20 protein-coding genes are annotated in these 25,987 nt (G+C 61.9%); 15 read left to right on the forward strand and 5 right to left on the reverse strand.

Annotated features, from left to right (window positions below; genetic code table 11):
- Nucleotides 1-6 precede the first annotated feature (6 nt).
- A complete protein-coding gene (locus tag GTP41_RS20490) occupies nt 7-480 on the forward strand; it encodes a nitrate reductase cytochrome c-type subunit (RefSeq protein WP_161027441.1) in 474 nt (157 codons plus the stop codon).
- Between the two features lie 12 nt (nt 481-492).
- The gene (locus tag GTP41_RS20495; RefSeq protein ID WP_161027442.1) at nt 493-1,074 is read left to right on the forward strand and encodes a NapC/NirT family cytochrome c; all 582 of its coding nucleotides are present in this window, start codon (nt 493-495) and stop codon (nt 1,072-1,074) included.
- Between the two features lies 1 nt (nt 1,075).
- Here the strand turns inward: GTP41_RS20495 and GTP41_RS20500 are convergent, their stop codons facing one another.
- Complete coding sequence (locus GTP41_RS20500; RefSeq protein WP_161027443.1) at nt 1,076-2,014, reverse strand: GlxA family transcriptional regulator; 939 nt, start codon at nt 2,012-2,014, stop codon at nt 1,076-1,078.
- Nucleotides 2,015-2,110: 96 nt separating this feature from the next.
- Between GTP41_RS20500 and GTP41_RS20505 the strand changes: the two genes are divergently transcribed.
- Entirely contained in the window at nt 2,111-2,743 is a 633-nt protein-coding gene (locus GTP41_RS20505) for a cysteine hydrolase family protein (RefSeq protein WP_161027444.1), read from the forward strand.
- Between the two features lie 30 nt (nt 2,744-2,773).
- Here GTP41_RS20505 and GTP41_RS20510 read toward each other — a convergent pair whose 3' ends face one another.
- The 3 genes from GTP41_RS20510 to GTP41_RS20520 all read right to left on the reverse strand — a co-directional run bounded on the left by GTP41_RS20510 (nt 2,774) and on the right by GTP41_RS20520 (nt 6,967).
- Nucleotides 2,774-4,354: a hypothetical protein gene (locus GTP41_RS20510; RefSeq protein ID WP_161027445.1), complete on the reverse strand. Its 1,581-nt coding sequence runs from the start codon at nt 4,352-4,354 to the stop codon at nt 2,774-2,776.
- A gap of 77 nt (nt 4,355-4,431) precedes the next feature.
- The gene (locus GTP41_RS20515; protein WP_161027446.1) at nt 4,432-6,543 is read right to left on the reverse strand and encodes a TonB-dependent receptor; all 2,112 of its coding nucleotides are present in this window, start codon (nt 6,541-6,543) and stop codon (nt 4,432-4,434) included.
- 79 nt (nt 6,544-6,622) lie between these two features.
- Nucleotides 6,623-6,967 carry a DUF2946 family protein gene (locus GTP41_RS20520; protein ID WP_161027447.1) on the reverse strand — a complete coding sequence of 115 codons (345 nt, stop codon included), beginning with the start codon at nt 6,965-6,967 and terminating at the stop codon, nt 6,623-6,625.
- A 53-nt stretch (nt 6,968-7,020) separates the two neighbouring features.
- Between GTP41_RS20520 and GTP41_RS20525 the strand changes: the two genes are divergently transcribed.
- From GTP41_RS20525 to GTP41_RS20555, 7 genes are all read left to right on the forward strand, one after another.
- A complete protein-coding gene (locus GTP41_RS20525) occupies nt 7,021-8,733 on the forward strand; it encodes a hypothetical protein (protein WP_161027448.1) in 1,713 nt (570 codons plus the stop codon).
- 96 nt (nt 8,734-8,829) lie between these two features.
- Nucleotides 8,830-11,763: a type VI secretion system Vgr family protein gene (locus GTP41_RS20530; protein WP_161027449.1), complete on the forward strand. Its 2,934-nt coding sequence runs from the start codon at nt 8,830-8,832 to the stop codon at nt 11,761-11,763.
- A complete protein-coding gene (locus GTP41_RS20535; RefSeq protein WP_161027450.1) occupies nt 11,760-13,322 on the forward strand; it encodes a hypothetical protein in 1,563 nt (520 codons plus the stop codon). The genes GTP41_RS20530 and GTP41_RS20535 overlap by 4 nt, the downstream gene beginning before the upstream one ends.
- Nucleotides 13,319-14,323: a PoNe immunity protein domain-containing protein gene (locus GTP41_RS20540; protein ID WP_161027451.1), complete on the forward strand. Its 1,005-nt coding sequence runs from the start codon at nt 13,319-13,321 to the stop codon at nt 14,321-14,323. Before GTP41_RS20535 ends, GTP41_RS20540 begins: the two co-directional genes overlap by 4 nt.
- Nucleotides 14,324-14,377: 54 nt before the next feature.
- On the forward strand, nt 14,378-15,226 hold the full coding sequence (locus tag GTP41_RS20545; RefSeq protein ID WP_161027452.1) for a PoNe immunity protein domain-containing protein: 849 nt from the start codon (nt 14,378-14,380) through the stop codon (nt 15,224-15,226).
- Nucleotides 15,227-15,248: 22 nt separating this feature from the next.
- The gene (locus tag GTP41_RS20550) at nt 15,249-16,253 is read left to right on the forward strand and encodes a PoNe immunity protein domain-containing protein (RefSeq protein ID WP_161027453.1); all 1,005 of its coding nucleotides are present in this window, start codon (nt 15,249-15,251) and stop codon (nt 16,251-16,253) included.
- On the forward strand, nt 16,231-17,229 hold the full coding sequence (locus GTP41_RS20555) for a PoNe immunity protein domain-containing protein (RefSeq protein WP_161027454.1): 999 nt from the start codon (nt 16,231-16,233) through the stop codon (nt 17,227-17,229). The genes GTP41_RS20550 and GTP41_RS20555 overlap by 23 nt, the downstream gene beginning before the upstream one ends.
- A 394-nt stretch (nt 17,230-17,623) precedes the next feature.
- Here the strand turns inward: GTP41_RS20555 and GTP41_RS20560 are convergent, their stop codons facing one another.
- The gene (locus GTP41_RS20560; RefSeq protein WP_161027455.1) at nt 17,624-18,331 is read right to left on the reverse strand and encodes a hypothetical protein; all 708 of its coding nucleotides are present in this window, start codon (nt 18,329-18,331) and stop codon (nt 17,624-17,626) included.
- 315 nt (nt 18,332-18,646) lie between these two features.
- Here GTP41_RS20560 and GTP41_RS20565 point away from each other — a divergent pair, with 315 nt between their 5' ends.
- The 5 genes from GTP41_RS20565 to tagF are packed head-to-tail and all read left to right on the forward strand — an operon-like array spanning nt 18,647 to nt 25,987.
- Nucleotides 18,647-19,486, forward strand: a complete 840-nt coding sequence (locus GTP41_RS20565; RefSeq protein WP_371867377.1) for a M15 family metallopeptidase — start codon at nt 18,647-18,649, stop codon at nt 19,484-19,486.
- 9 nt (nt 19,487-19,495) lie between these two features.
- Nucleotides 19,496-19,759, forward strand: a complete 264-nt coding sequence (locus GTP41_RS20570; RefSeq protein WP_161027456.1) for a PAAR domain-containing protein — start codon at nt 19,496-19,498, stop codon at nt 19,757-19,759.
- A 7-nt stretch (nt 19,760-19,766) separates the two neighbouring features.
- Nucleotides 19,767-21,191, forward strand: a complete 1,425-nt coding sequence (locus GTP41_RS20575) for a hypothetical protein (RefSeq protein ID WP_161027457.1) — start codon at nt 19,767-19,769, stop codon at nt 21,189-21,191.
- Between the two features lie 21 nt (nt 21,192-21,212).
- A complete protein-coding gene (tssM, locus tag GTP41_RS20580) occupies nt 21,213-25,004 on the forward strand; it encodes a type VI secretion system membrane subunit TssM (RefSeq protein WP_161027483.1) in 3,792 nt (1,263 codons plus the stop codon).
- Entirely contained in the window at nt 25,001-25,987 is a 987-nt protein-coding gene (tagF, locus tag GTP41_RS20585; protein ID WP_161027458.1) for a type VI secretion system-associated protein TagF, read from the forward strand. Before tssM ends, tagF begins: the two co-directional genes overlap by 4 nt.

Genomic DNA, 25,987 nt, shown 5'->3' on the forward strand with positions numbered 1-25,987 from the left:
CCGACCATGAAAAAGTTTGCCCTGATTCTCGCCCTGCTGCTGCCGCTGTCCGTCTTCGCCCAGGCACAGCCGGCGCCGCGCGCCCTGGACAATATGCGCGGCGCCACGCCGCTGGCGGAAACCACCAAGCCGCCGGCGCTGGTCAATCCCGACAACAGCGACGTCAAGCGCCAGCGCAACTACGCCATGCAGCCGCCGATCATTCCGCACAAGATCGAGAACTACCAGATCGACAAGAGCGCGAACCGCTGCATGATGTGCCACGCCCGCACCCGCACCCAGGAAAGCCAGGCGCCGATGATCAGCGTGACGCACTTCCAGAACCGGGACGGCAACTTCCTGGCCGAGCTGTCGCCGCGCCGCTACTTCTGCCTGCAGTGCCACGTGCCGCAAGCGAACCTGGAGCCGCTGGTGAACAATCAGTTCAAGGACGTGGACACCATGCTGAACGCACCGGCCGCGCCGGCCAAGAAGAAATAAGCGGGGGTGGCGATGTTAAAAATCTTCAAATCCTACTGGGGCATACTGCGCCGGCCGGCAGTACACCTGAGCCTTGGCTTCCTGGTGATCGGTTCCTTCGTGGCAGGCGTGGTGTTCTGGGGCGGCTTCAACACCGCCATGGAAGCCACCAACACCGAGAAGTTCTGCACCGGCTGCCATGAAATGCGCGACAACGTCTATCCCGAGCTGCAGCGCACCATCCACTTCTCCAACCGCAGCGGCGTGCGCGCCAAGTGCTCGGACTGCCACGTGCCGCACGAATGGACCAGCAAGATCGCGCGCAAGATGCAGGCGTCGAAAGAAGTCTGGGGCAAGGTGTTCGGCACCATCGACACCCGCGAGAAATTCGAGGCGCACCGCCTGCAATTGGCTACCAATGAATGGAAGCGCCTGAAGGCCAACAACTCGCTGGAATGCCGCAACTGCCACCAGTTCGAATCGATGGACTTCACCCGCCAGAGCAAGCGCGCGGTGGACGCCCACTCTACCCAGCTGGCCAGCGGCGAGAAAACCTGTATCGACTGCCACAAAGGCATCGCGCACACGCTGCCCGACATGCACGGCGTGAAGTAAGCTACAGGAACAGGCGGCGGTAAGCGGACGGCGTTTGCTGGAAGGCGGCACGGAAGTGCTGCCGCAAGGACAGCGCCGTGCCAAAGCCGCTCTGCTGGGCGACGACCTCGATCGGGGCGTCGCTCTTTTCCAATAGACGCTGGGCGTGCGCCAGGCGCTGGTTCAGCAGCCATTGCTTGAACGAGGTGCCGGTGGCTTGCCGGAAGTGGCGCGTAAAGTTGCGCCGGCTCATGGCGGCGCGTTGCGCCAATGCGTCCAGGCTGTGCTCCTCCGCCAGCCGGTGCTGCACCCAATCCAATACCGCCGACAGGCGGCAATCGCTGCCCGACACCGGCAAGGGGCGTTCGATGAACTGCGCCTGCCCACCGTCGCGGTGCGGCGCGACCAGCAAGCGGCGCGCCACCATATTCGCGTAGTCGGCGCCCGCCAGCTTGCGCAGCAGGTAGAGCGAGCAATCCAGGCTGGCCGCCGCGCCGGCCGATGTCAGCACGTCCCCCTCGTCCACATACAGCACCTCCTGGTCGACCCGCACCAGCGGGCAGCGCGCCGCCAGTTGGCCCGCGAAGGCCCAGTGCGTGGTCACGGTGCGGCCATCGAGCAGGCCCGCCTCGGCCACCGGAAAAGCGCCCAGGCACAAGCCGACGATCAATGCGCCCTGGGCATGCGCGCGCCGCAAAGCCTGCAGCAAGGCCGGCGGCGCGGGACGGCAATCGTCGTGCCATGTCGGCATGATGACGATATCGGCCCCGGCCAGCGCACGCAGGCTTTTGCGGGCCGCAATATCGAATCCCGCCGTGGTGCGCATCGGGCCGCGCTCGGCCGAGCATACGCTCACCTCGAACAGGGATTCCCCGTGTTGCCCGCCAAATACCAGGCATGGCACCGACAGGTGGAAGGGGGTAATGCCGTCGAAGGCAATGATGGCCACTTTCTTACGCATGGCCCGATTATATCGAATAACGTCCCCCGGGCCACTGTCGCGCAAAGCGGCACGGCCGCACAATGGCGTCCATCAACCACCACAAAGGAGGCCATAATGGCACGCCGCGCGCTGATCGTTATCGATGTACAGAATGAATACTTCACCGGCAAGCTGCCGATCGAGTACCCGCCTACGGCGCAGTCCCTGCCGAATATCGTGCAGGCCATGAAGACGGCGCGCGAGAGCGGCGTGCCGGTGGTGGTGGTGCAGCACGACACGCCTGAGGGCGCGCCGGTGTTCGCCGTGGGCTCGGATGGCTGGCAGTTGCATCCGGACGTCGCAGCGCTGGGGGCCGACCTGCACATCAACAAAAAGCTGGCCAGCAGCTTCACCGGTACCGGCCTGGCGCAATGGCTGAAGGAGCAGGCTATCGACACCGTGACCATCGCCGGCTATATGACCCACAACTGCAATGCCTCCACCATCGTGGAAGCGTGGCATCTGGGGCTGGCGGTGGAAGTGCTTTCCGACGCCACCGGCGCCCTGCCCTACGCGAACGCGGCGGGCAGCGCCACAGCGGAGGAAATCCACCGCGCCTTCAGCGTGGTGTTCCACTCCAACTTCGCCGCCGTTGCGACCACCCGCCAATGGGCCGACGCGGTCAGCGCCGGCAACGCGCTGGAGAAGGACAATATCCTGTCCTCCAATATGCGGGCCCGCGAAAGCGCAGTTGCTGGCGGCGCCTAAAGGGAATGCCAGCGGGGACCTAGCCGACGCCTATTTCCGCTGCACCTGGCTGAACGCGTCCGCGACCGGCAAGCCGGCCATCATCAACTGAACAATCTCGTCGCGAAAATTGCGGATGGTGGCGGGCAAGGACTGCTTGTTCATCTGGTAAAAGCTATGCATCTCCTCCAGCTTTTCCTGCTCGCGCGTCTTCTGTGCTGGGCGGATCCTCGCGCTGCGCGGCGCGGTGGCGGCATGCCGCGCTTTCCCGGGGCGGGGCCCACCGCGGCTGGTCAGCGGTGCAAACGCAATGGCCGACGGCCAGCGCTCCTCCGCGTCCCCACGTTCGACTGGCGCCGAAGCCATGCGCTGCTCCACCCGTTCATATAGCCGTTCCATCGCATTCGGTCTCGCAGCCTCGAGATTAACGGTGATGCCGAATTGCTCCTCTGGCTCTTGGCCGAACTTCACCATCCAGATATCGAGTAGGCGGTGGGTGTACGGTGTACCACAATGGTCGACCAGGCTTGCCGCCAATACGTCCGCGCGATGCAGCACTTCCTGCACCACCCTCTCATCGGTGTACTTTCTTAGGACTTGCTCTTTGCTGAGACTCTTCGGCAAGGTAACCAACCAGCCAAGCCGGGAAAACAAATAGGTAAGGACGCGATCCGGCTTCACCGTCATGAAGCCCAGGTCCATCATCAGGTGGAGCGATGTGATGTAACCAAAGTGCTCCCTGAATTTCTTATGGATTGTTTCGAAACGCTCCTTCGCGCGCAGGTATTCCGCGCCAATGGTATGCACCACCTCATGCTGGTAGGACGGCCCCACATAGAAATCGAGAATCTGGGTATCTGACGCCGATTTCAAAAACCCGGCAACATCCAGGTATTTCTTCATCTTTTCCGGATGGGAAGAGAACTGGATGCCTGCGAAGTCGCCCGACTTGGTCATGATATCGAGTGCCTTGCTGGGGTAATGCGACCCAAAACCCTGCAAGCTTTCGTCCCACAATTCGCCCTGGCCTTTAGCAAAGTCGAGCCAGTTAGCGTACTTGCGTACTCTTTTGCTCCACATATCGGCCAGCGCGGCCCAGTCTTCGGCAACCGCACCCCAGGGAATCGCATTCGTGTTATCCATCCAGCTGCCGCCACGCTTGGCCTCTACGGCCTGCGCTTTGGCCGGGCCGAAGCGCTGTACCAGCTTGTACCATTCGAAGCGCCGCTTCCAGTGCGCGGCGAAGGCTTCCCATTGCGCTTTATCGAACTGATAGTCCTCCTGATCGAACGCCTCAATGTCGCCAAACAGCGGGTACTGGCGCATGCTGTCGATTTCCTTGGACGCCTTGTCGGCGCGCGTGCCTTGGTAAACGATACGTCCCCAGGCCGTATCCCAGAACTGCGCTTTGCTCAGAGTGGGATTCCATTGCCCCTGCTCGCAGATCCGGGCAATGGTCGCCAGCAGCTTTTCCTGATTAGCCTTGTGGGCTGCGTTGCCACCCGCCGCCGGAACCGTGGCTTCTTTCAAGATGGTTTCTTTTACCGCGTCAAACAAAGCCGGGCCATGTTTGAAAATCGCGCTATTAATAGCCCTGCCCTGCTGCAAATGAGAAGCTGACACGTCAACCATTACGATCTGTATGACAGAATTTAGGTGGAAAGCATTATAGGCATGAAGCAAGAAATTGTTCCAGTTTTTGGTTCAAACTATTTTCCGTAGGCGTAGGTCAGCCCCAGCGCCACGCTGCGCGGTGCGCCCTGGGTGTACTGGTTCTGGGTGTTCGGCTGGTAGCTGCCGCTGCCGGCGTAGGAGCTGGAGGCGGAGTCGGCGTAATGGCGGTCGCCCAGGTTGCGCACCTGCGTCCATAGCTCCCAACCATTCGCCAACCGATAGGCGGCGCGCAGATTGAGCAGGGTATGGCCACCGTATTCGACGTTGTTGGCGTTGTTCATCCAGTAGCGGCCCTGGTGTATGGCCTCCAACGCGATGCGGGCGCCAGCCATGGGTTTGAAGCCGATCTCCATATTGGTCATGTCGCGCGGGGCCTGCGGCATTTCGTTGCCGCTGAAGTCCTGCGTGGCGGAGATGCGGTAGCGCTCGAAACGGTGGCGCGCGAGTGCCGTACCGAAGCGGGCGTCCACCAGCTTGCTGTCGTAGTTCAGGGCGAACTCCAGGCCCTGGCTGCGTGTGCGGCCGGCGTTGCGGTTCTCGCTGTTGCCGGGCGAGACGGTGTAGCTGACGATAGTGTCGCGGCCCACCAGGCGGTACAGCGCCGTATCCAGCCGCAGTGCGCCGCCAAGGAAGGCCAGCCGCAGGCCAAGCTCCATATTGCGGTAAGTGGCCGAGTGCAGGTCGGGAATACCGGTTTTGCCATAGAGCTGGCTCACTTCGGGCGGCGTGAAGCCATCGCTGATGTTGGCATACAGGTTGGCGTCGGCGCCCAGCACATAGCTGGCACCCAGCTTGGGGCTGAAGCGGCCGAAGCTGCGCTGCTCGTTCGGCGCGCCGAAGTTGGCGCTGCCCTTTGGCGCCAGGTTGTTGCGGTAGTCGTACTGGATACGATCGGCGCGGCCACCAGCCACCACGCGCAGCTGCTTTAGCGGCGTGAACTCGAATTGGGCAAAGGCCGCGTCGTTATCGATATCCGTGGTGAAGTCGCGCACGCCCATTGGTTGCGCGGCGCTGGCCAGGGTGTAGCTCACATAGCGCCCGCTGACCGGATCGCGCACGATGCTCAGGTTATCGCTGACGTAGGGGTTGGCGCTGCGGTCGATGTACACGCCGGCAATCAGGCGCGCATCGAGCCAGCCGAATTCCTGCACGTGCTTGATGTCGATGCCGCGCGAGCTGACATGGTTGTTGTTCTGCGCGCCCTTGCACACGTTGCCGCTGCAGCTGCCGATCTGGTAGGCCGGGATCTGGCCGTGGTCGTTGCGGCGCGTGAACAGGGTCACGGTGGTGTTGCCGCCCGCCGTGGTTTCGCCTTCCCACGCCACGGTGGCGCGAGTGGTCAGGTCGCGGCGGTAGGTGAAGGAGTTCAGGCTCTTGCCGGAGGACGCCTGGTAGTCGTTTTCGAACACGCTGCCCGACATGGCGGTATCGAGGTCGGTGCGCACCAGCGTGGCGCGCAATTGCGAGCCGCTGTCCAGCGCGTAGTCAGCACGCAAGGTGAAAGAGTCCTTGTCGCCATAGCTGTATTGCTGCCAGTTGTCGCTTGAACGACGGCTGCTGTAATGCGAGAAGCGCAGGCCCACTTTGCCCCAGGTGTTGCTGACCGCCGTGTCGTAGCGGGTGAAACCGGCCACCGCCTCGTGCCGCACACCGAGCATGGCGAACGGCTTGCGCGTCGGCGCGGCGGACATCATATTGATCGCGCCGGCCACCGCATTGCTGCCGTACAGCGAGGAGCCAGGGCCCTTGAGGATTTCTATGCCATTGCTGCCGGCCAGGTTCATCTCGTTCAGCGAGTTGTGGTTGAAGACACCCAGCGGGCGGATGGGAATGCCGTCTTCCAGGTATTGGTAGACCGAGCCGGTGCTGATCGGTTGGCGGATCGCCATGCTGTGCTGCTCGTTGCCAAGATCGTTCCAATGCACGCCGGCCACGCGGTTAAGGGCGTCGCCCATGGTTTTCGGCTTGTCGCGGCGCAGCATCTCGGCATCGACCACGCCGATCGCACTGGGGGTTTCCGACAGTTTGGTGGCGGCGCGCGCACCGCTGATGACGACGACTTCGACCAGGGTAGGTTCTTCCGCCTGCGCAGGGAATGCTGCCAGCAGTGCGAGGGAAACGAGGGACAGTTGGATCTTCTTGTTCATGATTTTGCGATTCGTTAGGGCGAGCGGGGGCGAACGCCTGCGTTAGCGCGGCGCCAGTTTCAGTCAAGCGGTGTGGGAGTCAGCCCAGGACGGGCGGAGCGCGCGGGCTGGCAGCAGCCCAGGTATGGAGGGGGGATGGGGATTGGTAGAACAGTTCCGGCCGTGCCCGGGGCATCTCGGCAACGATCCATTGCGCTGGCGGGATTTCCAGCAGCGGCAAATCGGACTGCAACTGGCAGAAGGGACACTTGTCCATATGATTGGCGTGCTGCCCCGGCGCCGGGTGGTCGCTCACAGCATGGACGGCAGCCTGCGCGCTCACGTGGGAATGAATGCGGGCCAGGGTTGGCATCAATGCCGCCACCAGCATGGCGATGCACAGCAGCCATGCGAGGTAAGTCCGGTGATGTCGCCTAAGGTCCATAACGGGATTCTAGGGACTTAAGAAATTGACTACAATTGACTTTTGGTGATTGGGTGACCTGGATCAATTTTGTGAAGCATCTTGTAAAACTAAGACTCGCGCTGGCTCTCGCCATTGCATTCTGCTGCATCAGCGCCCCAGCAAACGCATATGAATTCGAGAACGCGGTACCGCTCACGCTAGGCATGCAGTCTGGTGCGCCTTATGTGTCGGGGGCCAGGATCCAGCTGAAGGGGCACGAAGTTGATATCGCCATCACCCTCAAGAACGACACCAGGCGGACGCAGAAGGTGGGCTTTTATGCCGCGACACCCTTGTTCGAGTACTTCGGCGAAGGTGAAGAGTATGGCGACAAGACCTTCCCCGAATTGACGGCGACGCTGGATGGCAAGGCATTGACCGTAGCACGCTACCCACACACCTACTTTCTGGGCCGGGACATGGGCCCATACCTGCGCAAAGCGCAACTCAAGGACTGGCAGTCGCAGCTCACTTATGGATGGAGCGGTCGGATCGCGCCTGAATCCACAGCGATCCAGACCGTCCGCTATTCCGCGCTGCCCAGGTTCGGCCTGGAAACCATCGACCACGAAAACCTGACCCGGCTGGTACAACAGCACTGCGGACAGCCGGACGAACTGCGCCAGCTCCTGAAAGGTCTCGCGCCGGAAGAAACGCAGGTATTCGCCGAAGTGTTTGAATTCCCCCTGCCGCTCCTGAAGCTGCAGGATACGCAGGTGAGCATCAGCCAGCCCGCCAAGCGATGGATGGGGACACGGCCAGTCGCTGCCCTCGCCTGCGGATTCGACGGACCGCTGCATTTACCGTCCGAGGGGACGATACACGGCGCCAACCACGCGCTCTCCATCCTGGTCGTATCGCTGCTGGCAAGCGCACCCGAGGAAGGTAAAGAAAACGCCATGCCGGCGACCCAATTCAAAGTCGGCAACGTGACGATCAGCGAGGACAGCGAACGGGTACGCGTGCAAGCGGAACCGCCGATCACGCTGCAAACCCTGCCCGCCGGCCGCATCTGGCCGCCGCTGCAGCTTGACGAATCAGGACGCATCCACGCCGGCGCGCTGATCGTCGATCCCGCCAGTGGCAAACACCTTAGCACCCGGCCAGGCGCTGCCCTGCTGCCGAATGGACTGGAAGTCAGCGACACCCCCACCGGCTACGCGCTGCGCCATGGGCGCGGCCGCTGCACGGTCTCCTATAAAGAGCTGGGCGCGCCGGCCGGGCGCTCGCCGCTGGCAGCGCTGCAAGCCTACAACGTGCAATTCTCCGCATCGAGCAGCACAGTGCTCGCCCTGGTGACCGACTTCCTGCAAGACGGACAGACACGCTACCACGTGCAGCGCATCGATCCCGCCACCTGCAAGAGCAAACGCACGGCCAGACTCGGCGACCCGGACCTGCTGGTGGAACTGGGATATTCGCGCCGTGGCGGCTGGTGGATCACCGGCTCCACCGAGCAGACCCTGATGGCCTCAAGGGACGGGGCCAAATGGCGCCGCATCCAACTGCCGGCAGACTTGTCGTCCCTAATCAGTAGCTACTTGGTAGACGACAAACAGATCTGGCTCGCCGGCATCCTGGGCGACATGGACCAACACCCGCATCTGCTGGTCTACTCGGCGGACGGCGGCAATAGCTGGACCAGCCTGAAAGCCAAGGATCCCCTGCTCGACAAACTTCCCGCCGGCTGGCTGGAAGGCCAGCGCAGGAAGGTGGTCCCTACTGAGTCACTAGCAAATCAATAGTTTTCGACGGAGGTGCGCACGATTGAAATCACTATTGCCGATAAAGTATTTCTACGCTGTAATGTCGATCCGTATGATTATCGAAAAAACAATCACATGCTGGATCGCATCACACAAGACACGCGCCTGCTGCGCCTGACGACGTGCGCGCCTTTGATCGTGGAGTGCGTGCGCGGTGAAGAAGCCATCGGCAAACCCTTTGTTTTCGACATCAGCACCCTCGCCACCGACGCCGCCATTCCCCTCAAAACGCTGATCGGCCAACCCGCCTTGCTGGAACTGGTGACGGCCGCCGGACCGCAGGCGCTGCGCCCCTTCCACGGCCACATCACCGCGATTGAACTGAGCGCCTCCAACGGCGGCATGGCGCGCTACAGCATGCGGGTTGAACCCTGGACCGCCTTTTTGGCGCAAAACCGCGACAGCCGCGTGTTCCAGGACCTGTCGGTATGCGACATCCTCGACGCGGTGCTGGGCAGCTGGCAAGGCCAGGGTACCCTGGTGCCCGAATGGCGCTTCGAACTGGCCGACCGCGCGGCCTACCCGAAACGCAGCCTGTGCACCCAATACCAAGAGAGCGACTGGGCCTTTGCCGAGCGTCTGATGGCCGAAGAAGGCCTGTTCTATTACTACGAGCACCGCAGCGACGGCCACGTGCTGGTCATCGCCGACCATAACGGCGCCTTCCAGACCAACACCCAGGCCAGCGTGCGCTTCACCCAGGCTGGCGCCGTCATGCGCGAAGACAGCATGGACCGCTGGCGCCAGCAAGCCAGCCTGCTGACCGGCGAAATCGCCCTGCAAAGCTGGGACTACCGCACACTGGGCCTGCGCCCGGCCAGCGCCGGCGGCGCCGGTGACAGTGGCCTGCCGCTCACCGCGCGCGACGTGCCCGGCGCCTACGCCTACACCAGCCGCGAACACGGCCAGCGCCTGGCCGATCGCCGCCTGCAGGCGCTCGACGTGGCGCGCAACAACGTCACCGGGGCCGGCACCGTGCGCACCATGGCCCCCGCCACCCGCTTCACCCTGCTCGGCGAACCGGCCAGCGGCGGCACCGGCGAATTCATCGCCACCCGCGTGCTGCACCTGATGCACAACAACCTGGCAGCGCAAATGCGCTCCAATATCCAACGCGAAATCGGCCAGGCTGCACTGCAACTACTAAACGACGCCGACCTGGCCGACAGCCGCCACGCCACCGGCAGCACCATCGCCGAGCGCCCGCTATACCGCAACCGCGTGGACGCCATCGAAGCCGCCCTGCCCTACCGCAGCAGCGCGGAATGGAAGCGCCCCACCGTGCATGGCCAGCAAACCGCCGTTGTGGTCGGCCCCAGCGGCGCGCCAGTTTTCACCGACCGCGACCACCGCGTGAAAGTGCAGTTCCACTGGCAGCGCGGCGCCAGCAGCCATAGCCGCCTGGGCCCGGCCCTGCAAGCGTCCGACAGCGGCGCGCCCGCCGACGACAGCGCCGGCACCTGGGTGCGCGTCGCCACGCCGCTGGCGCCGATTGCAGGCGCAAACTGGGGCAGCAACACCCTGCCGCGCGTCGGGCAGGAAGTGCTGGTCGATTTCCTGGAAGGCGATATCGATCGCCCGGTCATCATCGGCGCCCTGTACAACGGCGCCGGCCAGGCCGACGCCCAGCACAACAAGGTCGCCGCCGGCACCGGCGCCGCCACCGGCAACGCGCCCGCCTGGTTCCCCGGCGAAGCGGGCGGCCACGCCCACCCCGCCGCCCTGTCCGGCCTGAAAAGCCAGGCCATGCAAAGCAGCCAGTCCGGCTCCGGCGCCTACAGCCAGCTGGTGTTCGACGACACGCCCGGCCAGGCGCGGGTCGCACTGCAGCGCCACGCCAAGCCGCACACCGGCACGGCCGAACTGAACCTGGGCCACCTGCGCCACCAGACCGACAACCAGCGCCTGCACGATGCCGGTTTCGGCGCCGAACTGAAAACCGAACACGCGCTGGCACTGCGCGCCGGGCAAGGCATGCTGCTCTCCAGCCAGGCCGCGCGCGGCGCATCCGGGCAGGTGTTGGACTCACGGCCTGCCAGCAGGCAGGTTACCGCCAGCAAGCAAAGCCAGACTTCGCTCGCCCAGCAAGCCAAGACACACAAGGCCGACCTGCCCAAGGAAGCCGAAGCTGACAAGCTGCCGGCCATTTCCGGCATGGAGCGCACTGTAGGGATTCTTGAGGCAGACAATGGCGAAGGAGTCAAAGCCTACAACACGCCGCTGCTGCAACTGGACAGCCCCGCCGGGATCGTGGCAGCGACGCCCGCCAATGCAATACTCGCTTCAGACGTGAGCAGCAGCATTGCGGCCGGTCACGCAATCAACTTCGCCGCACAGGCCAATCTGCACCACGCCGCGCAGGGAGGCATCAGCCTTTTCACCTACGGTAAGGCCAGCGATCCCGCCAAGCCAGCCAAGGAAACCGGCTTGCACCTGCACGCGGCAAGCGGCAAGTTCAGCTCCCAAAGCCAAGAAGCTTCAACATTGCTCACGGCGGATAAATTGCTGACGGTCGCCAGCATCAACGCGGAGGTAAATGTCGCGGCCAAGCAGCACGTCCTGCTGACGACCCAGGGGGCTGCGATCCGGATCGAAGGCGGCAATATCACCCTGAACGCTCCTGGAAAAATCGATTTCAAAGCCAGCAAGAAGGAACTCTCTGGCGCGGCCAGCGGAGAAGCAAGCCTGCCTGCGCTGCCAAAACCGGACCAGGCGAAAAACGACATCGATCTGATGTTCCTCTACGACGACCTGGATGCAGTCCCGGGTGCACCCTATAAAGTACGCTTTGCCGACGGCACGGTGCGCGAAGGAACGCTCGATGACAAAGGCCAGGCGCGCCTGCTGAGCGTTCCTTACGGCGAATACACCGTGGAGTTTGGCGAAGACCCGCGCGACTGGGAGCCTCCGCCACTCGAACCCGGCGAACACAAGGATCCGAAAGTACGCGAACAAGGCAGGCTGGCTATCGAACAAGCGCGCCTCGAACATGAAAGGAAGCAAGCGTGAGCATTATTGACGACTGCGTCCAGTTCCTTGAAGACCTGATTCTGGGCGACTTCAACGAGGAGCAAATGGTTTCGGCCCAAGTAATTGGCGGCCTGATTTCGCTAATTCCCGTTGTCGACCAGGTGATGGACGTGCGGGACATCAGCGGCTGCCTTTACAACATCAACAAGCATGGTGGCATGTCCAAGGCCACGCTGGACCAGAAAATCACCCTCGGTTTTGCCGCCTTTGGCGTCATTCCCGAAGTGGGCAGCGCCTTCAAGACCGTATTCAAACCGCTTTACAAGGAACGTAAGGCGCTTAAGGGCGCCTTCAACGGCGGCGTCGCCATGGTCGAACGCATGCTCGGCGTAAAAAAAGGCGGTGCCGTGAAATGGGTGCGTGCGCTGGACTGGGCCGGCAATACGCAGGCAGCGATCATCAAGGCCAACTTCGCTCTGGAAAGCAGCATCCAGATGCTGGAATACATCGCCGCCGGCCATTGGTGGTGTCCTGACCATCTGGAACAACTGGCACGCGACGTTATCCCTTCCATCAAATCCCTGCGTGGCAAGCTCGCTGCCCCAATCAGGGAGGCAGCAGCCGAAATCAAGAAGTTCCTCGAGGAGCTGCTGGGCGAGCACGCCGCAGCGGTCGCACTGGCATTGGCACAAAATGCAGCGACGACTCCGCGCGGCGGCCACGGTGGCCCTACACGCAATAACGCGGTAACCCCAAGAGCCGCGCGTGACCGCCGACACGAAGTGGTTGCCGAAAAACCGCGCACCCAAGGTAAAGTCAGCGCGTCGAAGGCGGTCACGGTCACTCAGCGCTTGGCATACGAGGGCTATAAAGCCCTGAACTTTGCCGCCAAAGGCCTGATGGGCGAACATATCGTCGATCACTATGTGATCGAGAAGATGAATTGGGGTCTCGATTGGAATGTACACGATACGATTGACGTAGGATCTAGTCGCAAAGCGGGCTGGCAGAACGACTTCAGGAAGATCAACGACAATCAAACTCCGCTTTATTTGTGCACCCCAAGCAAGCATGTGCTTCAAGCTGGTATCGACTCAGTGTGGTTCACCAATCGTGCGAAGTCCCAACAATACGCAATCGTCGAGGCCAAGGCAAATATGAATCCTGCAGCGGACTTGCTGAGCATGCTGGGAGAAGCGAAGAGTCTGTCGGCGAGCAGTGCTGTGAATACTCCGCCGCCAGCAAAAGGAGGAAAGAAAGCTCAAACCGAGATGGTATTGCAGATGAGCAAAAAGTGGGTCGATGATCGGATCCGCAAAGATTTCTTCCGTCTCGAAACAAAGATGTACCGAAACTACTCCCGCCACGTATTTCTTGTGACGCCAATTCAAGCGGCCGAGCACACTGAAGTAATGACAAAAATACTTAGTGAGGGTTTGGTCGATAATCCACGTGCAGCGCAGCGATACGCAGAACAGCACGCTGAGCATAACATTCAGCGTGCGTTCACGGCTCAAGACATCGACGCTGCAGAAGCACGATATATAAAAAGCGGAAAGCCGAAGAGAAGCACAAAGCCCAGGAAACCAAAAAAATGACTGAAATTGACTTCAATCGATTGCGCCGCCAACCCCTCATTGGCGAACAGAGCTATTTAAGTATGCTTGAATGGTTTAAAGATGATTTAGAAGAATTGCGCGAAAAGCTGGCCGAGCCCACTGACGATCCGCGCGACATCGTCGCCGGCTTAACGGCATGCGCATACCGCTACTGGAACGCTTTGCAATTGCGGATGACCGGCGGGGACGACGTTGCATCACTTGCCCCTTACCTAACGCAAGTCGTGGAAGCCTTCGAAGACGTGGCAGTGGCATTGAATGACGTCCCGGAAGAACAGTACTATCCGCCATTTGTCCTCAATGACATGATCGACACCTATGTCGATTACTTAAACCTGCTCTCCGCTGCGGTTTTGCTTCACCGCGAGGATCTCATCCCGCGCATATACGAACTAATCGCAGAGACTGACTACGACGAGTCTGATGCTGTGATCGAAACGCTTCTAAGCTTCTACCTCCCGAACCGGCCTAAGATGGACTTCCACTTTTGGAAGCCCTACACACCACTCTTCAACGCGATCAATCAACAAGATCCAGCCGAACGTGCCAAGGGCATGGAGAAGTTTGTGAAGAACTGGTACAAGTCAATGAAAGGCGTCGCCCATTTCTGGGGCAAGCATGAACAGATTGAACCGGACTTCTCGCCATACTTTGGCTACTGGGCGATGTGTGCGGGTGCATTCACTTATCTGCTTAACATCGATGATTCCAAGTACCGGGATGAAATGGTTTATCCCAAAGACATGGTCGAGTATGCGCGAAGCCAGCCACGTAACAGCGTCGAACTGGAAGATGGCACCTTAATCCTTCGCGTGCTTGGCGGCCAGGCATGTCCAATGGCAGGCTATTGGTTCAGCCCAGCGAAGCCAGATAGCGCTCGCCATTTCAAGAAAGATGAAATAATGCCTGTCTTCGATTCAGCTTATGGGCTAACAATCTGGCAATTGGAAAAACCGGATGAAATACCAGATCTTCAGTAAGGGTTAAGCAGCGCAAGTTTTTCGAACCAGCCATTGCTTCGGCACACTGAAGCAATGGTGAACATTGCGCGCAAAAGCAAATTCAAAAAAATGAAGAAAGTTGATGATGCCGCATTCGCCAATGGTCGGCGAGAGAAGCTCCTGGACTACAAAACCTACGCAGCTGAAGCAGATGATTTGCTTGCCCGCATAGTCAAGACTAGTGATCGCCTTGCAGACCCCATCTGGTGCCAAGGCAAAGATACTGCGACCATCTTGCGCATGACTGGAGCACGCGCTGAATATGCGCTCAATCTGCTTGCACTTCAATACTCCGCTGGCATGCCTGTCGAAAGCCTTCCCGACGCATACGTGAAAGCGCTGAACTACTTTGAAGTCTATGCGAAGGTCAGCTCTCAATACAATCAAGAACAGGGCGCTTCCTACCGCTCGCCACACATTACTCTTGGCAATGCGGAATTCGTCAACGCGAATCGCCTTGTTTGCTTTGCGATCCTGCTTGGCTGCATAAACAAGCTTGGTCGCGTGGCATCGATCATTGACTATGACTGCCCCGCACGCGATGGCATGTTGGAACGTTTGCTTGGCCAGTATTTGCAAGGGCGTCAGAATTCCCTCGAATGCACGCGACGTCTGCCCTATTCCAAAACCCTGAAGATCTTTGATGCGCAAGACCGGCATCGTCCGGAAATGTTGTCCGCGTATTTGGCTGAATGGTACGCCGATAGTCGCCTCGAGCCATACTACGAAAGCTGCAAGCGCGGAAATGGCTTCACCGGCTACTGGTCCTGGGAAGCAGCTGCCATCACGGTCGTACTGGACATCGACGATACCGACTACCGGACAGCACCGTTTTACCCGCGCGACTTGGTGGACTTTGCGCGCCAAGCAGGGAACTCCTAATAATGCCAACGCAGGCCAGGTTATGAACAAAATTGACTTCACTGCATCCCGCCGCCAACCCCTCATTGGCGAACAGAGCTATTTGAACATGCTTGAATGGTTCGAAGAAGACGCGGAAGTATTGCGCGAAAAACTCGCAGAACCTACTGACGACCCACGTGACAACGTCTCCATCTTGAAGGCATGGGCATACCGCTACTGGAACACTTTTGAATTGCGGCTGACGGGCGGGGACGACCTGGCATCGCTCGCTCCCTACCTGACACAAGTCGTGGAAGCCTTCGAAGACGTAGCAGTGGCACTGGATGACGTCCCGGATGCACATTACTATCCGCCCTTTGTCCTCAATGACATGATCGACACCTATGTCGATTACTTAAACCTGCTATCCGCCGCGGTTTTGCTTCACCGCGAGGATCTCATCCCGCGCATATACGAGCTAATCGCAGAGACTGACTACGACGGGTCTGATGCTGTGATCGAAACGCTTCTCAGCTTCTACCTCCTGAACCGGCCTAAGATGGACTTCCACTTTTGGAAGCCCTACACACCACTCTTCAACGCGATCACTCAACAAGATCCAGCCGAACGAGCCAAAGGCATGGAGAAGTTTGTGAAGAACTGGTACAAGTCAATGAAAGGTGTGGCGCATTTCTGGGGCAAGCATGAACAGATTGAACCCGACTTCTCGCCATACTTTGGCTACTGGGCGATGTGTGCGGGCGCATTTACCTATCTGCATGACATTGATGACTCCAGGTACCGGGATGAAATGGTTTATCCCAAGGACATGGTTGAATATGCTCGAAGCCAGCCGCGCAACAGCGTGGAGCTGGAAGATGGCAGCTTAATCCTTCGCGTGCTTGGCGGCCAGGCATGCCCCACGCCAGGCTACTGGTTCAGCCCAGCGAAGCCAGATAGCGCTCGCCATTTCAAGAAAGATGAAATCATGCCTGTCTTCGATTCGGCTTATGGGCTAACAATCTGGCAATTGGACAAACCGGATGGAACACCGGATCTTCTGTAAAGTAAGACGCCAGCCGTTCATTGACGAACAGTGTTATCAGGCGACACTCAAGTGGTTTGACGAAGACTCCGGGCTGGTCGCACAAAAGCTGGCTGAACCAAGCGACGATCCGCGCGATAACGTCGCAATCCTGAAAGCCTTCGCCTTGCAGTGCTGGGACACGCTGCGACTTCGATACACCGCAGGAGAAAGCCTGCCTGAACTGGCGTCTTATCTGACCACCGTTGTTGAAGCTTATGAGCGAGTGGTCGCCAAACTTGAAGAAGTGCCGGCAGATCTGTATTACCCGCCTTTCGTATTCGACGACATGATCGACAACTATGTCGATTACGTGAGCATGCTTGCTGCAGCAACCTTGCTTCATCGCGAGGATCTGATTCCTCGTATCTATGCGCTGATTGAAGACACCGACTACGACGAGTCCGATGCAGTGATCGAAAGCCTGCTCGCGTTCTTCCTGCCCGACCGGCCGAAGGTGGAGAGCTGGTACTGGAAGGCCTACACACCATTGCTGACGGCGATCAACGACACCACGCCGCAGGACCAGGCAAAAGGCATGGAAAAGTATGTCAAGGGCTGGTACAAGTCGATGAAAGGCGTGGCGCACTTCTGGGGCAAGCATGAACAGATCGAACCGGACTTCACGCCCTACTTTGGCTATTGGGCGATGTGCGCAGCAGCGTTCACCTACCTCTACGATTTGGACGATTCCACGTATCGCAACGAGATGGTCTACCCGAAGGACATGGTCGATTATGCCCGCAGCATGCCGCGCTCCCCGGTGAAGCTGGAAGGTGGTCTTGAAATCCTGCGCGCTCTTGGCGGGCAGGCCTGCCCAATGTCAGGCTATTGGCTAAGCCCTGCGAAGCCTGATAGCGCGCGCCATTTCAAGACAGGTGAAGTCATGCCAGTCTTCGATTCCGGGTATGGACTGACGATCTGGCAGTTGGAAAAACCGGATGCACCCTTAGCCTGACACGCATTGCCACACCGCTGGCGACGCGCTGCCGGTGTTTGCGTCATACCTGAGCACCATCGTCGCGACGTATGGGCGCGTCGTCAAGCAACTCGAAACCGTGCCGACCGATCTGTACTATCGACCTTTCGTACTCGACGACATGATCGACAATTACGTCGAGTACGTAAATCTACTTTCTGCCGCTCTCCTCCTGCATCGCGAAGACCAGATCCCCCGCATCTACGCGCACATCGAAGGAACGAACTATGACGGATCCGACGCGATTATCGAGCGCATGCTTGGGTTTTTCCTACCGGGCCGGTCGCGTGGGCAATTGCCACTGGAAGGCCTACACGCCGTTGTTAGCGGCGATACTTCTTTGCAGCAGCGCCTTTTGTTCCGTATGACGCGATCAGGAACGCGTAGCGGACTTTTCCAGCTTGCTGCGATTGTAGACGCGGCATTCGTCCTTCTTCCAGCGGCCTTCGCATACGCGGATGCGGCAGCGTGCGGCGTCCTGCTTGCCCTGCTTCTTGCATTGCTCCAGTGCCCTGGGCAGGGACACGCGCGCATTGGCGGACGTGTCGTATTTGGCATGCGCCACCAGCGCGGCCAACAACGCCACATCGTTATCCGGTTCCGCCGGCGTGCTGGATTGCGGTTTCGCGGCGGGCTTCGCGGGCTTGCTTGCCACGGGTTTCTTGACCGCCTTGGCCGGAGCGGATTTGCTGGCCGGTGCGGCGCCGCCTTCCAGCATTTGCGCTAGCGATTCCTTGGGCTTGGCGACGGCTACGGGCGCTTCATCAACGATGGTGGCGGTTTGCGGTTGCGGGGCGTCGAGTGCGGCGGCCAGCACGGCGGGCGTCGCCACGGCTGCGGCATCGGGCGTCACACCATTTGCCGCATTTGCGGGCGGCGCTTCGGTTGGAGCCGGCGACGTCGCCGGTGCCGGTGCTACGGTCGGTGCGGCGGCCAGCGTCGGCACGGATTCGGGCTCGCTGCCAAACTGAGTCGCGGCCAGCGCGGCAGCCCCGGCCAGGATGGCGACGCCGGCGGCCAGCCATAAGGGCTTGCGGCGGGCGGCGGCGGACGCAGGCGCGGCTGCCGCCGGGCTCGCCAAAGGCGCAACCGGGTGTTGATCAAGTGCTACTTGTTGCTCTGCCGAGAGCAGGCTGGGGCGAGCTGCCGGCTTTCTGGTTTCGTTACTTTGTGACAATGGATTGCTCCCCGTAAAGATTAGCAATAATTTACTTTATTCTAGGAAAAGGTGGCGCACTCTTCAACAGAGTGCCTTTATTGGAGGCGCGCACGATTGAAATCCAAGCGAACGCGCCTTATCAGAACTTCAAGATATACTTTCCCGCAATAATTAATTGCCAAGCCGACATACGCCCAATTAGTTATCAAAAGTGTAATTACATTTATCGGGGTCAATGTGTTTTTCCTTGCTGTACTGCTCTATTTTTTGCTGGCTTGTGCGCTGAGCTGGATGGTGCTGTTCCCTGCGGGACGCGCTTACGTGGCGCGCCGCCTGGAGCTGGCCGGCGGCCGTGTGCAGCGCCGCGTGCAGGATTGGGCACGGCGTGGCAGCGGCCAGGCTGCGGCCCTTGGCTCCGAATCGGCGCTGGCGGTGCGCAGCGGCAGCAATTTCCTGCGCGAGCATTGGTGGACCGCGCTGGCGGCGCTGGTGATCATGCTGCTGCCGGCGCTGATCGCCTGGATGTCGAGCAGCCGCACCATGGTGGGCGGCTTCGATGCGCCGGTGCGCGAGGCGAACCAGCAGGTGGCGTCGCTGCTTGAGGGCGAGCAGCTGGTACCGCCGCCTGCCCTGCCGCCAATGCTGTTCACCACCCCCGAGGTGGAGGTGGTGCGGCCAGGCCTGGTGTCGGCCAGCCGCGATTGGGCTTTGCTGGAAAAGGCTTATGCGCAAAAGCTGCTGCAGGCTTTCCGCATCATGAAGGAGCAACATGGCTATGACATGGCGCTGCTGGAAGGTTATCGCAGCCCGGAGCGCCAGAACGCGCTGGCGGCGCAGGGCAGCAACGTCACGAATGCGGCGGCGTTCCAGAGCTGGCACCAGTATGGCCTGGCGGCGGATTGCGCTTTCCTGCGGGACGGCAAGCTGGTGATTTCTGAGCGCGACCCTTGGGCGATGCGCGGCTACCAGTTGTTCGGCGAGGTGGCGGAGAGCTTGGGCCTGACTTGGGGCGGCCGCTGGAAGATGATGGATTTCGGCCACACCGAGTTGCGTGTGGACGGCGTAAGAAGGAAATAGGAGCACAATATGCCAGGAGCATTCATCGTTTTAGGGGACAAGACTTCGCACGGCGGCACAGTGCTGGAAGCGTCGCAGCAGAGCGATAGCGGCGGCAAGCCGATCGCGCGTATGGGCGACAAAGTGTCTTGCCCGAAGTGCGGCAACAATGCCATTGCCAGCGGCGACCAGACGCTGGTCGTGGACGGCAAGGCGGTCGCGCGCCACGGCGACAAGACCGCTTGCGGTGCGACCCTGATCGCGGGCCAGCAAAACACGACGGACGCGGTGTGAGGCGGGCATGCGGAATTGGTTGAAACGCAGCTTGCTGGTCCTTGGCGTGTTCGGCGTGTGCTGGATCGGCGCGGTCTGGTACTGGCGCAGCTCCATGCGCATGCCGGATACGGGCGACCTGGCGCTAGCCCTGCTGGCGGTGCCGCTGGTCTTGCTTAGTACCGTTTGGCTGGCGAATAAGGCTTATACGGCGCGCACAGCGGATCCCTCCAGCGCGGGCCAAACGCCGGCAGCAGTGCCGGCACCGGATACGTCCACGGTCGCGGGCGGTGTTGGCACCGCTTCGCCCAAGGCAGCGTGGCTGCCGCTGGGTGTAGCTGGCGCAGCACTGCGCATGCCGCACGGCGATTCGCCGGCGGCGCTGGCTGCCGCTTTTGCGGAGGGCGCGGCGCGCCTTGATCTCGATCCTGAGCTGACGGATATGCAGGGCTTCCCGATCATGGCGGGGCGCGTGGCGGATGTCGACCTGGAGCCGCTGCAGGAGTGGCTGTCGGGCCACCCTGCGGCCAAGGTCAAGCCGCACCAGCTGCGCGCCCTGGCGCTCGGCGGTGAGGTGGCGGCCGAACTGGCCATGTACGCGGAGGCACAGGACGACAACGGCGTATTGCAGTTGCTGCCGCTGCTGCCCGATGACTGGCCTGCCCCGCTGCGGGACCTGGCGACGGACTGGCTCTCGCACTGCGCGATTGATGCAGGCTGGCCCCGTGAGCGGCTGGCCTTGCGCCATTTACAGCAAGCCGCCTTGCCGGGCGCCTTGCACGATGTGGCCGCGCAGGCGGGCAGCGCAACGGCTCCGGCCTTCAGCATGGTGCTTGCCTGCGATTCGGCGATTGATGCAGATGCTGTCGAATACATGGCCATCCACGGCAAACTGTTCGGGGCGCGCAACCAGAATGGGCACATGCCTTCCGAAGGCGCGGCAGGCATCCTCTTGCAGCCTGCGTCTGGCGCGCACGATGCGCCGGCCCTGCTGGCACTGGCGAGCGGCACGGCGGACCAGCCGGCGCCGCCGCTGGCAGACCTGGCGCAGCGGGCGATCGAGCTGGCACAGGCTGCGCAGCGCACAAGCACGCCGGCGGGCGCGCCCGCTGCCGGAGCGGATGCCGCCAGCGATACCTTGGCGGTCGACTTTATCGCGGCCGATACCGACCACCGCGTGGCGGCGGTGGCGGACTTGATGCAGTGCGTGGAAACGCGCGCGCCCGCCCTGGATACGAATACCGCGCTGGCCTGCGTGGGCGCCGCTTGCGGCCATACCGGCGCTGCCGGCGCGCTGGCGGCACTGGCGCTGGCGCTCGAACAGGCTGCCGAGAGCGGCGGCCATGCGCTATGCCTGGCCAATGCCAATCCGCGCCAACCTTTCGCACTGCTGGTCGGCCCCCTGCCGACGCCGGCACAGGCTCCGGCCAGCAGCGCACCAACCCTTAGCTAACCTTGCAAGAGTAGAAAAATGATGCAGAGAATCCGGGACATCCTGACTTCGCGCACCGCCTTCCTGATCTACGGCTGGATCGCCTTTGCGGCCTTCCTGCTGTTGGTCGCGGTGTTGCTGGAGCTGCCCTATACCATGGCCTTCACCGTGCTGGCAGCGGCGCTGATGCTGGGCGCGGCCATCTGGTTATGGCGCCGCTACCGAGCGCGCAAAGCCGCCACGCAGCTGGGCAGCATGCTGGAGCAGCAGACCGTCACCACGTCCGCCGGCAATGCCGCGCCGCGCCACGAGACCGAGGCACTGCGCAAGCGCATGCTGGATGCTATCCAGACCATTAAGACCTCCAAGCTCGGCCTGCACTCCGGCAGCGCCGCCTTATATGAGCTGCCCTGGTACATGATCATCGGTAACCCGGCCGCCGGCAAAAGCACGGCGATCGCCAACTCCGGCCTGCAATTCCCGCTGGCCGGCAGCCGCATCGTGCAAGGCGTTGGCGGCACCCGTAACTGCGACTGGTTCTTCACCACCGACGGCATCCTGCTGGATACCGCCGGCCGCTATTCGGTGAACGACGAAGACCGCGCCGAGTGGTTCAGCTTCCTCGGCCTGCTGAAAAAGTATCGCAAGAAGGCGCCGATCAACGGCATCATCATCGCGGTCAGCATCGCTGAACTGACCGGCAAGCGCCCGGAGTTTGCGATTGAGCTGGCCAAGAACCTGCGCCAGCGCGTGCAGGAGCTGACCGAAAAGCTGGAAGTGCATGCCCCGGTCTACATCGTCTTCACCAAAGCAGACCTGATCAACGGCTTTACCGACTTCTTCCACGACAGCGAGATCGGTGAGCGCGACCGCGTGTGGGGCGCCACCCTGCCCTACAAGAAGAACAATTCGAACGAAGCCCTGCTGCAGCAGTTCGACGCCCGTTTCGACGAGCTGTATGAGGGCCTAAAAGAGATGAGCATGGCCAATATGGCCCTGCAATGGCGCGAGCGCCTGCCGTCCGGCGTGTTCACCTTCCCGCTCGAATTCAACTCGATCAAGGCGCCGCTGCGTACCTTCGTCGCCACCCTGTTCGAGGAAAACCCGTTCCAGTTCAAGCCGGTGTTCCGCGGCTTCTACTTCACCAGCGCGCTGCAGGAAGGTAACGGCGTCTCGGCCACCTCGCACCGCGTGGCGCAGCGCTTCGACCTGAACCTGCAGCAGCAGGAGCAGCACGATTCGGAACAGCAGCACGGCTACTTCCTGCTTAAATTGTTCCGCAACGTGATCTTCGCCGACAAGCAGCTGGTGTCGCAGTACGCCAGCCCGGCCAAGATCCGCATGCGCTACGCAGCCTTCTTTGGCGCGGTGGCCCTGAGCGGCTTGCTGCTGGGCGGCTGGAGCTGGTCGTACATGGGCAACCGCCAGCTGGTGGCGAATGTACAGGCCGACCTGGACAAGGCCGTGAAGCTGCAGAAGCAGCGCCCGGAGCTGTCGGCGCGCCTGGAGGCGCTGGAAATCCTGCAAGACCGTATCGAGCAGCTGGCGCGCTTCCGCGACGACCGTCCGCTGTCGGTGAGTCTGGGCCTGTACCAGGGCGAACTGCTGGAGCGCAAACTGCGCGAAGAATACTTTGCCGGTGTGCGCGAAGTAATGCTGAAACCCGTCGGCCAGTCGCTGGAATCCTTCCTGGGCGAAGTGAACGCAAATGCCGACCGCCTGCAGCCGCTGGCGCGCCCGGTCGCCGCCACCGCCGGCAGCGCCACGCCTCCTGCGGCGGCAACGCCAGCAGTCGCCACCGCGCAGCAGCAGTTCAAGGATGCCTCGCCGGAAAGCGTGGAAGACGCTTACAACGCGCTGAAAACCTACCTGATGCTGGGCGATAAATCGCGCGCCGAGTCGAGCCACCTGAACGACCAGCTGACCCGTTTCTGGCGTGTGTGGCTGGAAGCGAACCGCGGCAGCATGCCGCGCGAGCAGATGATCCGCAGCGCCGAACGCCTGATCGGCTTCTACCTGTCCGAGATCAACGACCCGTCCTGGCCGCAAGTGGAGAACCGCCTGGCCCTGGTCGACCAGTCGCGCAACACCCTGCGCGGCGTGGTGCGCGGCATGCCGGCGCGCGATCGCGTGTATGCCGACTTGAAGGCGCGCGCTTCGACCCGCTATCCGGCCATGACGGTGGCGCGCATCGTCGGTGAGCAGGACCGCGAACTGGTGCTGGGCAGCTACTCCATCTCCGGTGCCTACACCCGCGCCGCATGGGAAGGCTATGTGCGCGACGCCATCAAGGACGCCGCCAACCGCGAGCTGCAAAGCGCCGACTGGGTGCTGAAAACGGCCAGCCGCGACGACCTGACGCTGGAAGGCAGCCCGGAGCAGATCCAGAAAGCGCTGCTGGACGCGTACAAGAACGACTACGCCAAGGAATGGCAGAAGTTCCTGCAGGGCGTGACGATCAAGGACCTGAACGGCTTTGAGGCGGCGGCCGCCGCCATGAACCGCCTGGGCGACCCGCAGGTTTCGCCCATTTCGAAACTGGTCAACACCGTGTACCAGGAAACCTCGTGGGACAACCCTTCCCTGCTGGACGCCGGCCTGCAGCGGGCGCAGCGCAGCGTGGGCGACTGGTTCCGCGAAACCATCCTGCGCCAGAAACCGTCGCAGGTAAACATCAACCTGCCAACCAGCGCGCCGGCCGGCACGGCGCTGCCATTGGGCCCGGTCGGCCGCGAATTCTCCGGCGTGGCGCAACTGGTGGTGCCAAAGAATAACGATGCGACGCTGATGCGCGGTTATATGGACAGCCTGGCCAAGCTGCGCGCGCGCTTCAACCAGATCAAAAATCAGGGCGACCCGGGTCCGGGCGCCAAGCAACTGATGCAGCAAACGCTGGATGGCAGCGGCTCCGAACTGGCCGACGCGCTGCGCTTTGTCGATGAGCAGATGCTGGTCGGTATGAGCGACCAGCAGAAGCAGGCCATTCGCCCGCTGCTGGTGCGCCCCCTGATGCAGACTTTCGCCGTGATCGTGCAGCCGACCGAAACCGAGATCAACAAGGTGTGGGCGGCCCAGGTGCTGGAGCCGTTCCGCAAGGACCTGCAGGCCAAGTATCCATTCGCGACCGATTCGCGGGTGGAGGCCAGCAATGCCGAAATCGGCCAGGTGTTCGGCCCGGAAGGCGCGGTGGCGAAGTTCTTCAACACCACCATCGGCCCGCTGGTGGTGCGCCGCGGCGATTCGCTGAGCGCCAAGACCTGGGCCAATATGGGCATCAGCCTGTCGCCTGCGGTGGCCACGTCCTTCCCGGGCTGGATCGCGCCGCTCAGCGCCAATGGCGTGGCCAACCAGGCCAGCGGCGAAGAGGCGCAGACCCGCTTTGAACTGCAGACCGTGGCAGTGACCGGTGTCAGCGAATACACCATCGAGATCGACGGCCAGCAGGTGCGCTGGAAAGGCCAGCCGCAGCCTTGGGTCTCGATGGTATGGCCGAACCCGCAGGGCGTGCCCGGCTCGCGCATTACCGCCTTCACGCCGGACGGCAAGAAAGTGGTGGTGCTGGAAGAACTGGGCCACTTCGGCCTGAAGAAAATGATCGACGCGGCGCAGCGCAAGCGCCGTCCGGACGGCAGCTTTGAGCTGAACTGGACCCAGGGCGGCGTGACCGTCGCGGCCAACCTGCGCCTGTTGCCGGCCGCCCCGGTGGCGGCCCCGGCGCCGGCCCAGGCCAGCCAGGGCTTCCGCAAACTGCGCCTGCCCGACACGGTGGTCGGCGGCGCGCCTGCGCCAACCACCGGCGCCCCGGCAATTGCCGCAGCAGGAGGCGCGCAATGAGCCGCACCGCTACCGCAGCCGCCATCGGCTACTTCGGCAAAATCCCGAGCCGCGCCGACTTTGTGAAAGGCGGCAGCGATCCGAAAACGCTGCAGGTGCTGGACGACTGGCTGGCGCGCTCGATGGATATGTTGAGCACCGATGCGCGCTGGAAGCTGACCTATGACGCGGTACAGCCGCTGCACTTCGCCCTGTTCGGGCCGCGCCGGCGCGGCGCCATTGCCGGCCATATCGCGGCCAGCAGCGACCAGTCGAGCCGCCGCTTCCCGTTCCTGATGGCGGGCAGCGTCGACCTGGACGAGCCGTCGGCCTTCGCCTCCAACAGCCCGCTGGTGCTGACGCGCCTGTGGAACCGGCTGGAAAACCTGAGCGGCGGCGTGATCGCCGCGCAGGATGCCGCCGCCCCGCTGCAAGCCCTGAACGGCAACACGGTGGAACTGGACACGCGCGCCAGCGCCTATGAGGCGGCGTTTGCCGACTTCCTGGAGCTGCAAACGGTGGGCGGGCTGGACGCCATGCTGGCGCAAGCCGGCTTTACCGGCAGCGTGCGCCAGGTGCTGCTGGCCCTGGGCATGCTGCTGCAGCCGGTCATGGCCAGCAGCTCGAGCCGCCTGGACAAGAGCCTGGTGCTGCCGCTGCCGAACGACCCGATGTACCGCTACCTGGTGGCGGCGTTCTGGATGCATGTGGTGACGCCGTTCCTGACGCGCGCCGACTTCGAGCTGTCGCTGTTCCTCACGCGCCTGGACAACAAGCCGGTGCTGGTGCTCGGCTTCAGCGGCGCTTCGCCGCAAACCCTGCTGGGCATCATGGACCCGCGCGTGGCTGAGGAGCGCCACATCGGCTTCGACAACGTCGACTGGGTGGAAGACCAGGTCAATGAGGATTACGCGGTACAGAAAGTATCGGCCTACCTGGCCCAGCCCGGCCTTTCCCTGAAATCCGCGCGCGACTCGCTGCGCACTTCCTTTATCGGAAACTGA

The sequence above is a fragment of the Pseudoduganella guangdongensis genome (assembly GCF_009857475.1).
Taxonomy (GTDB): Bacteria; Pseudomonadota; Gammaproteobacteria; order Burkholderiales; family Burkholderiaceae_D; genus Rugamonas; species Rugamonas guangdongensis.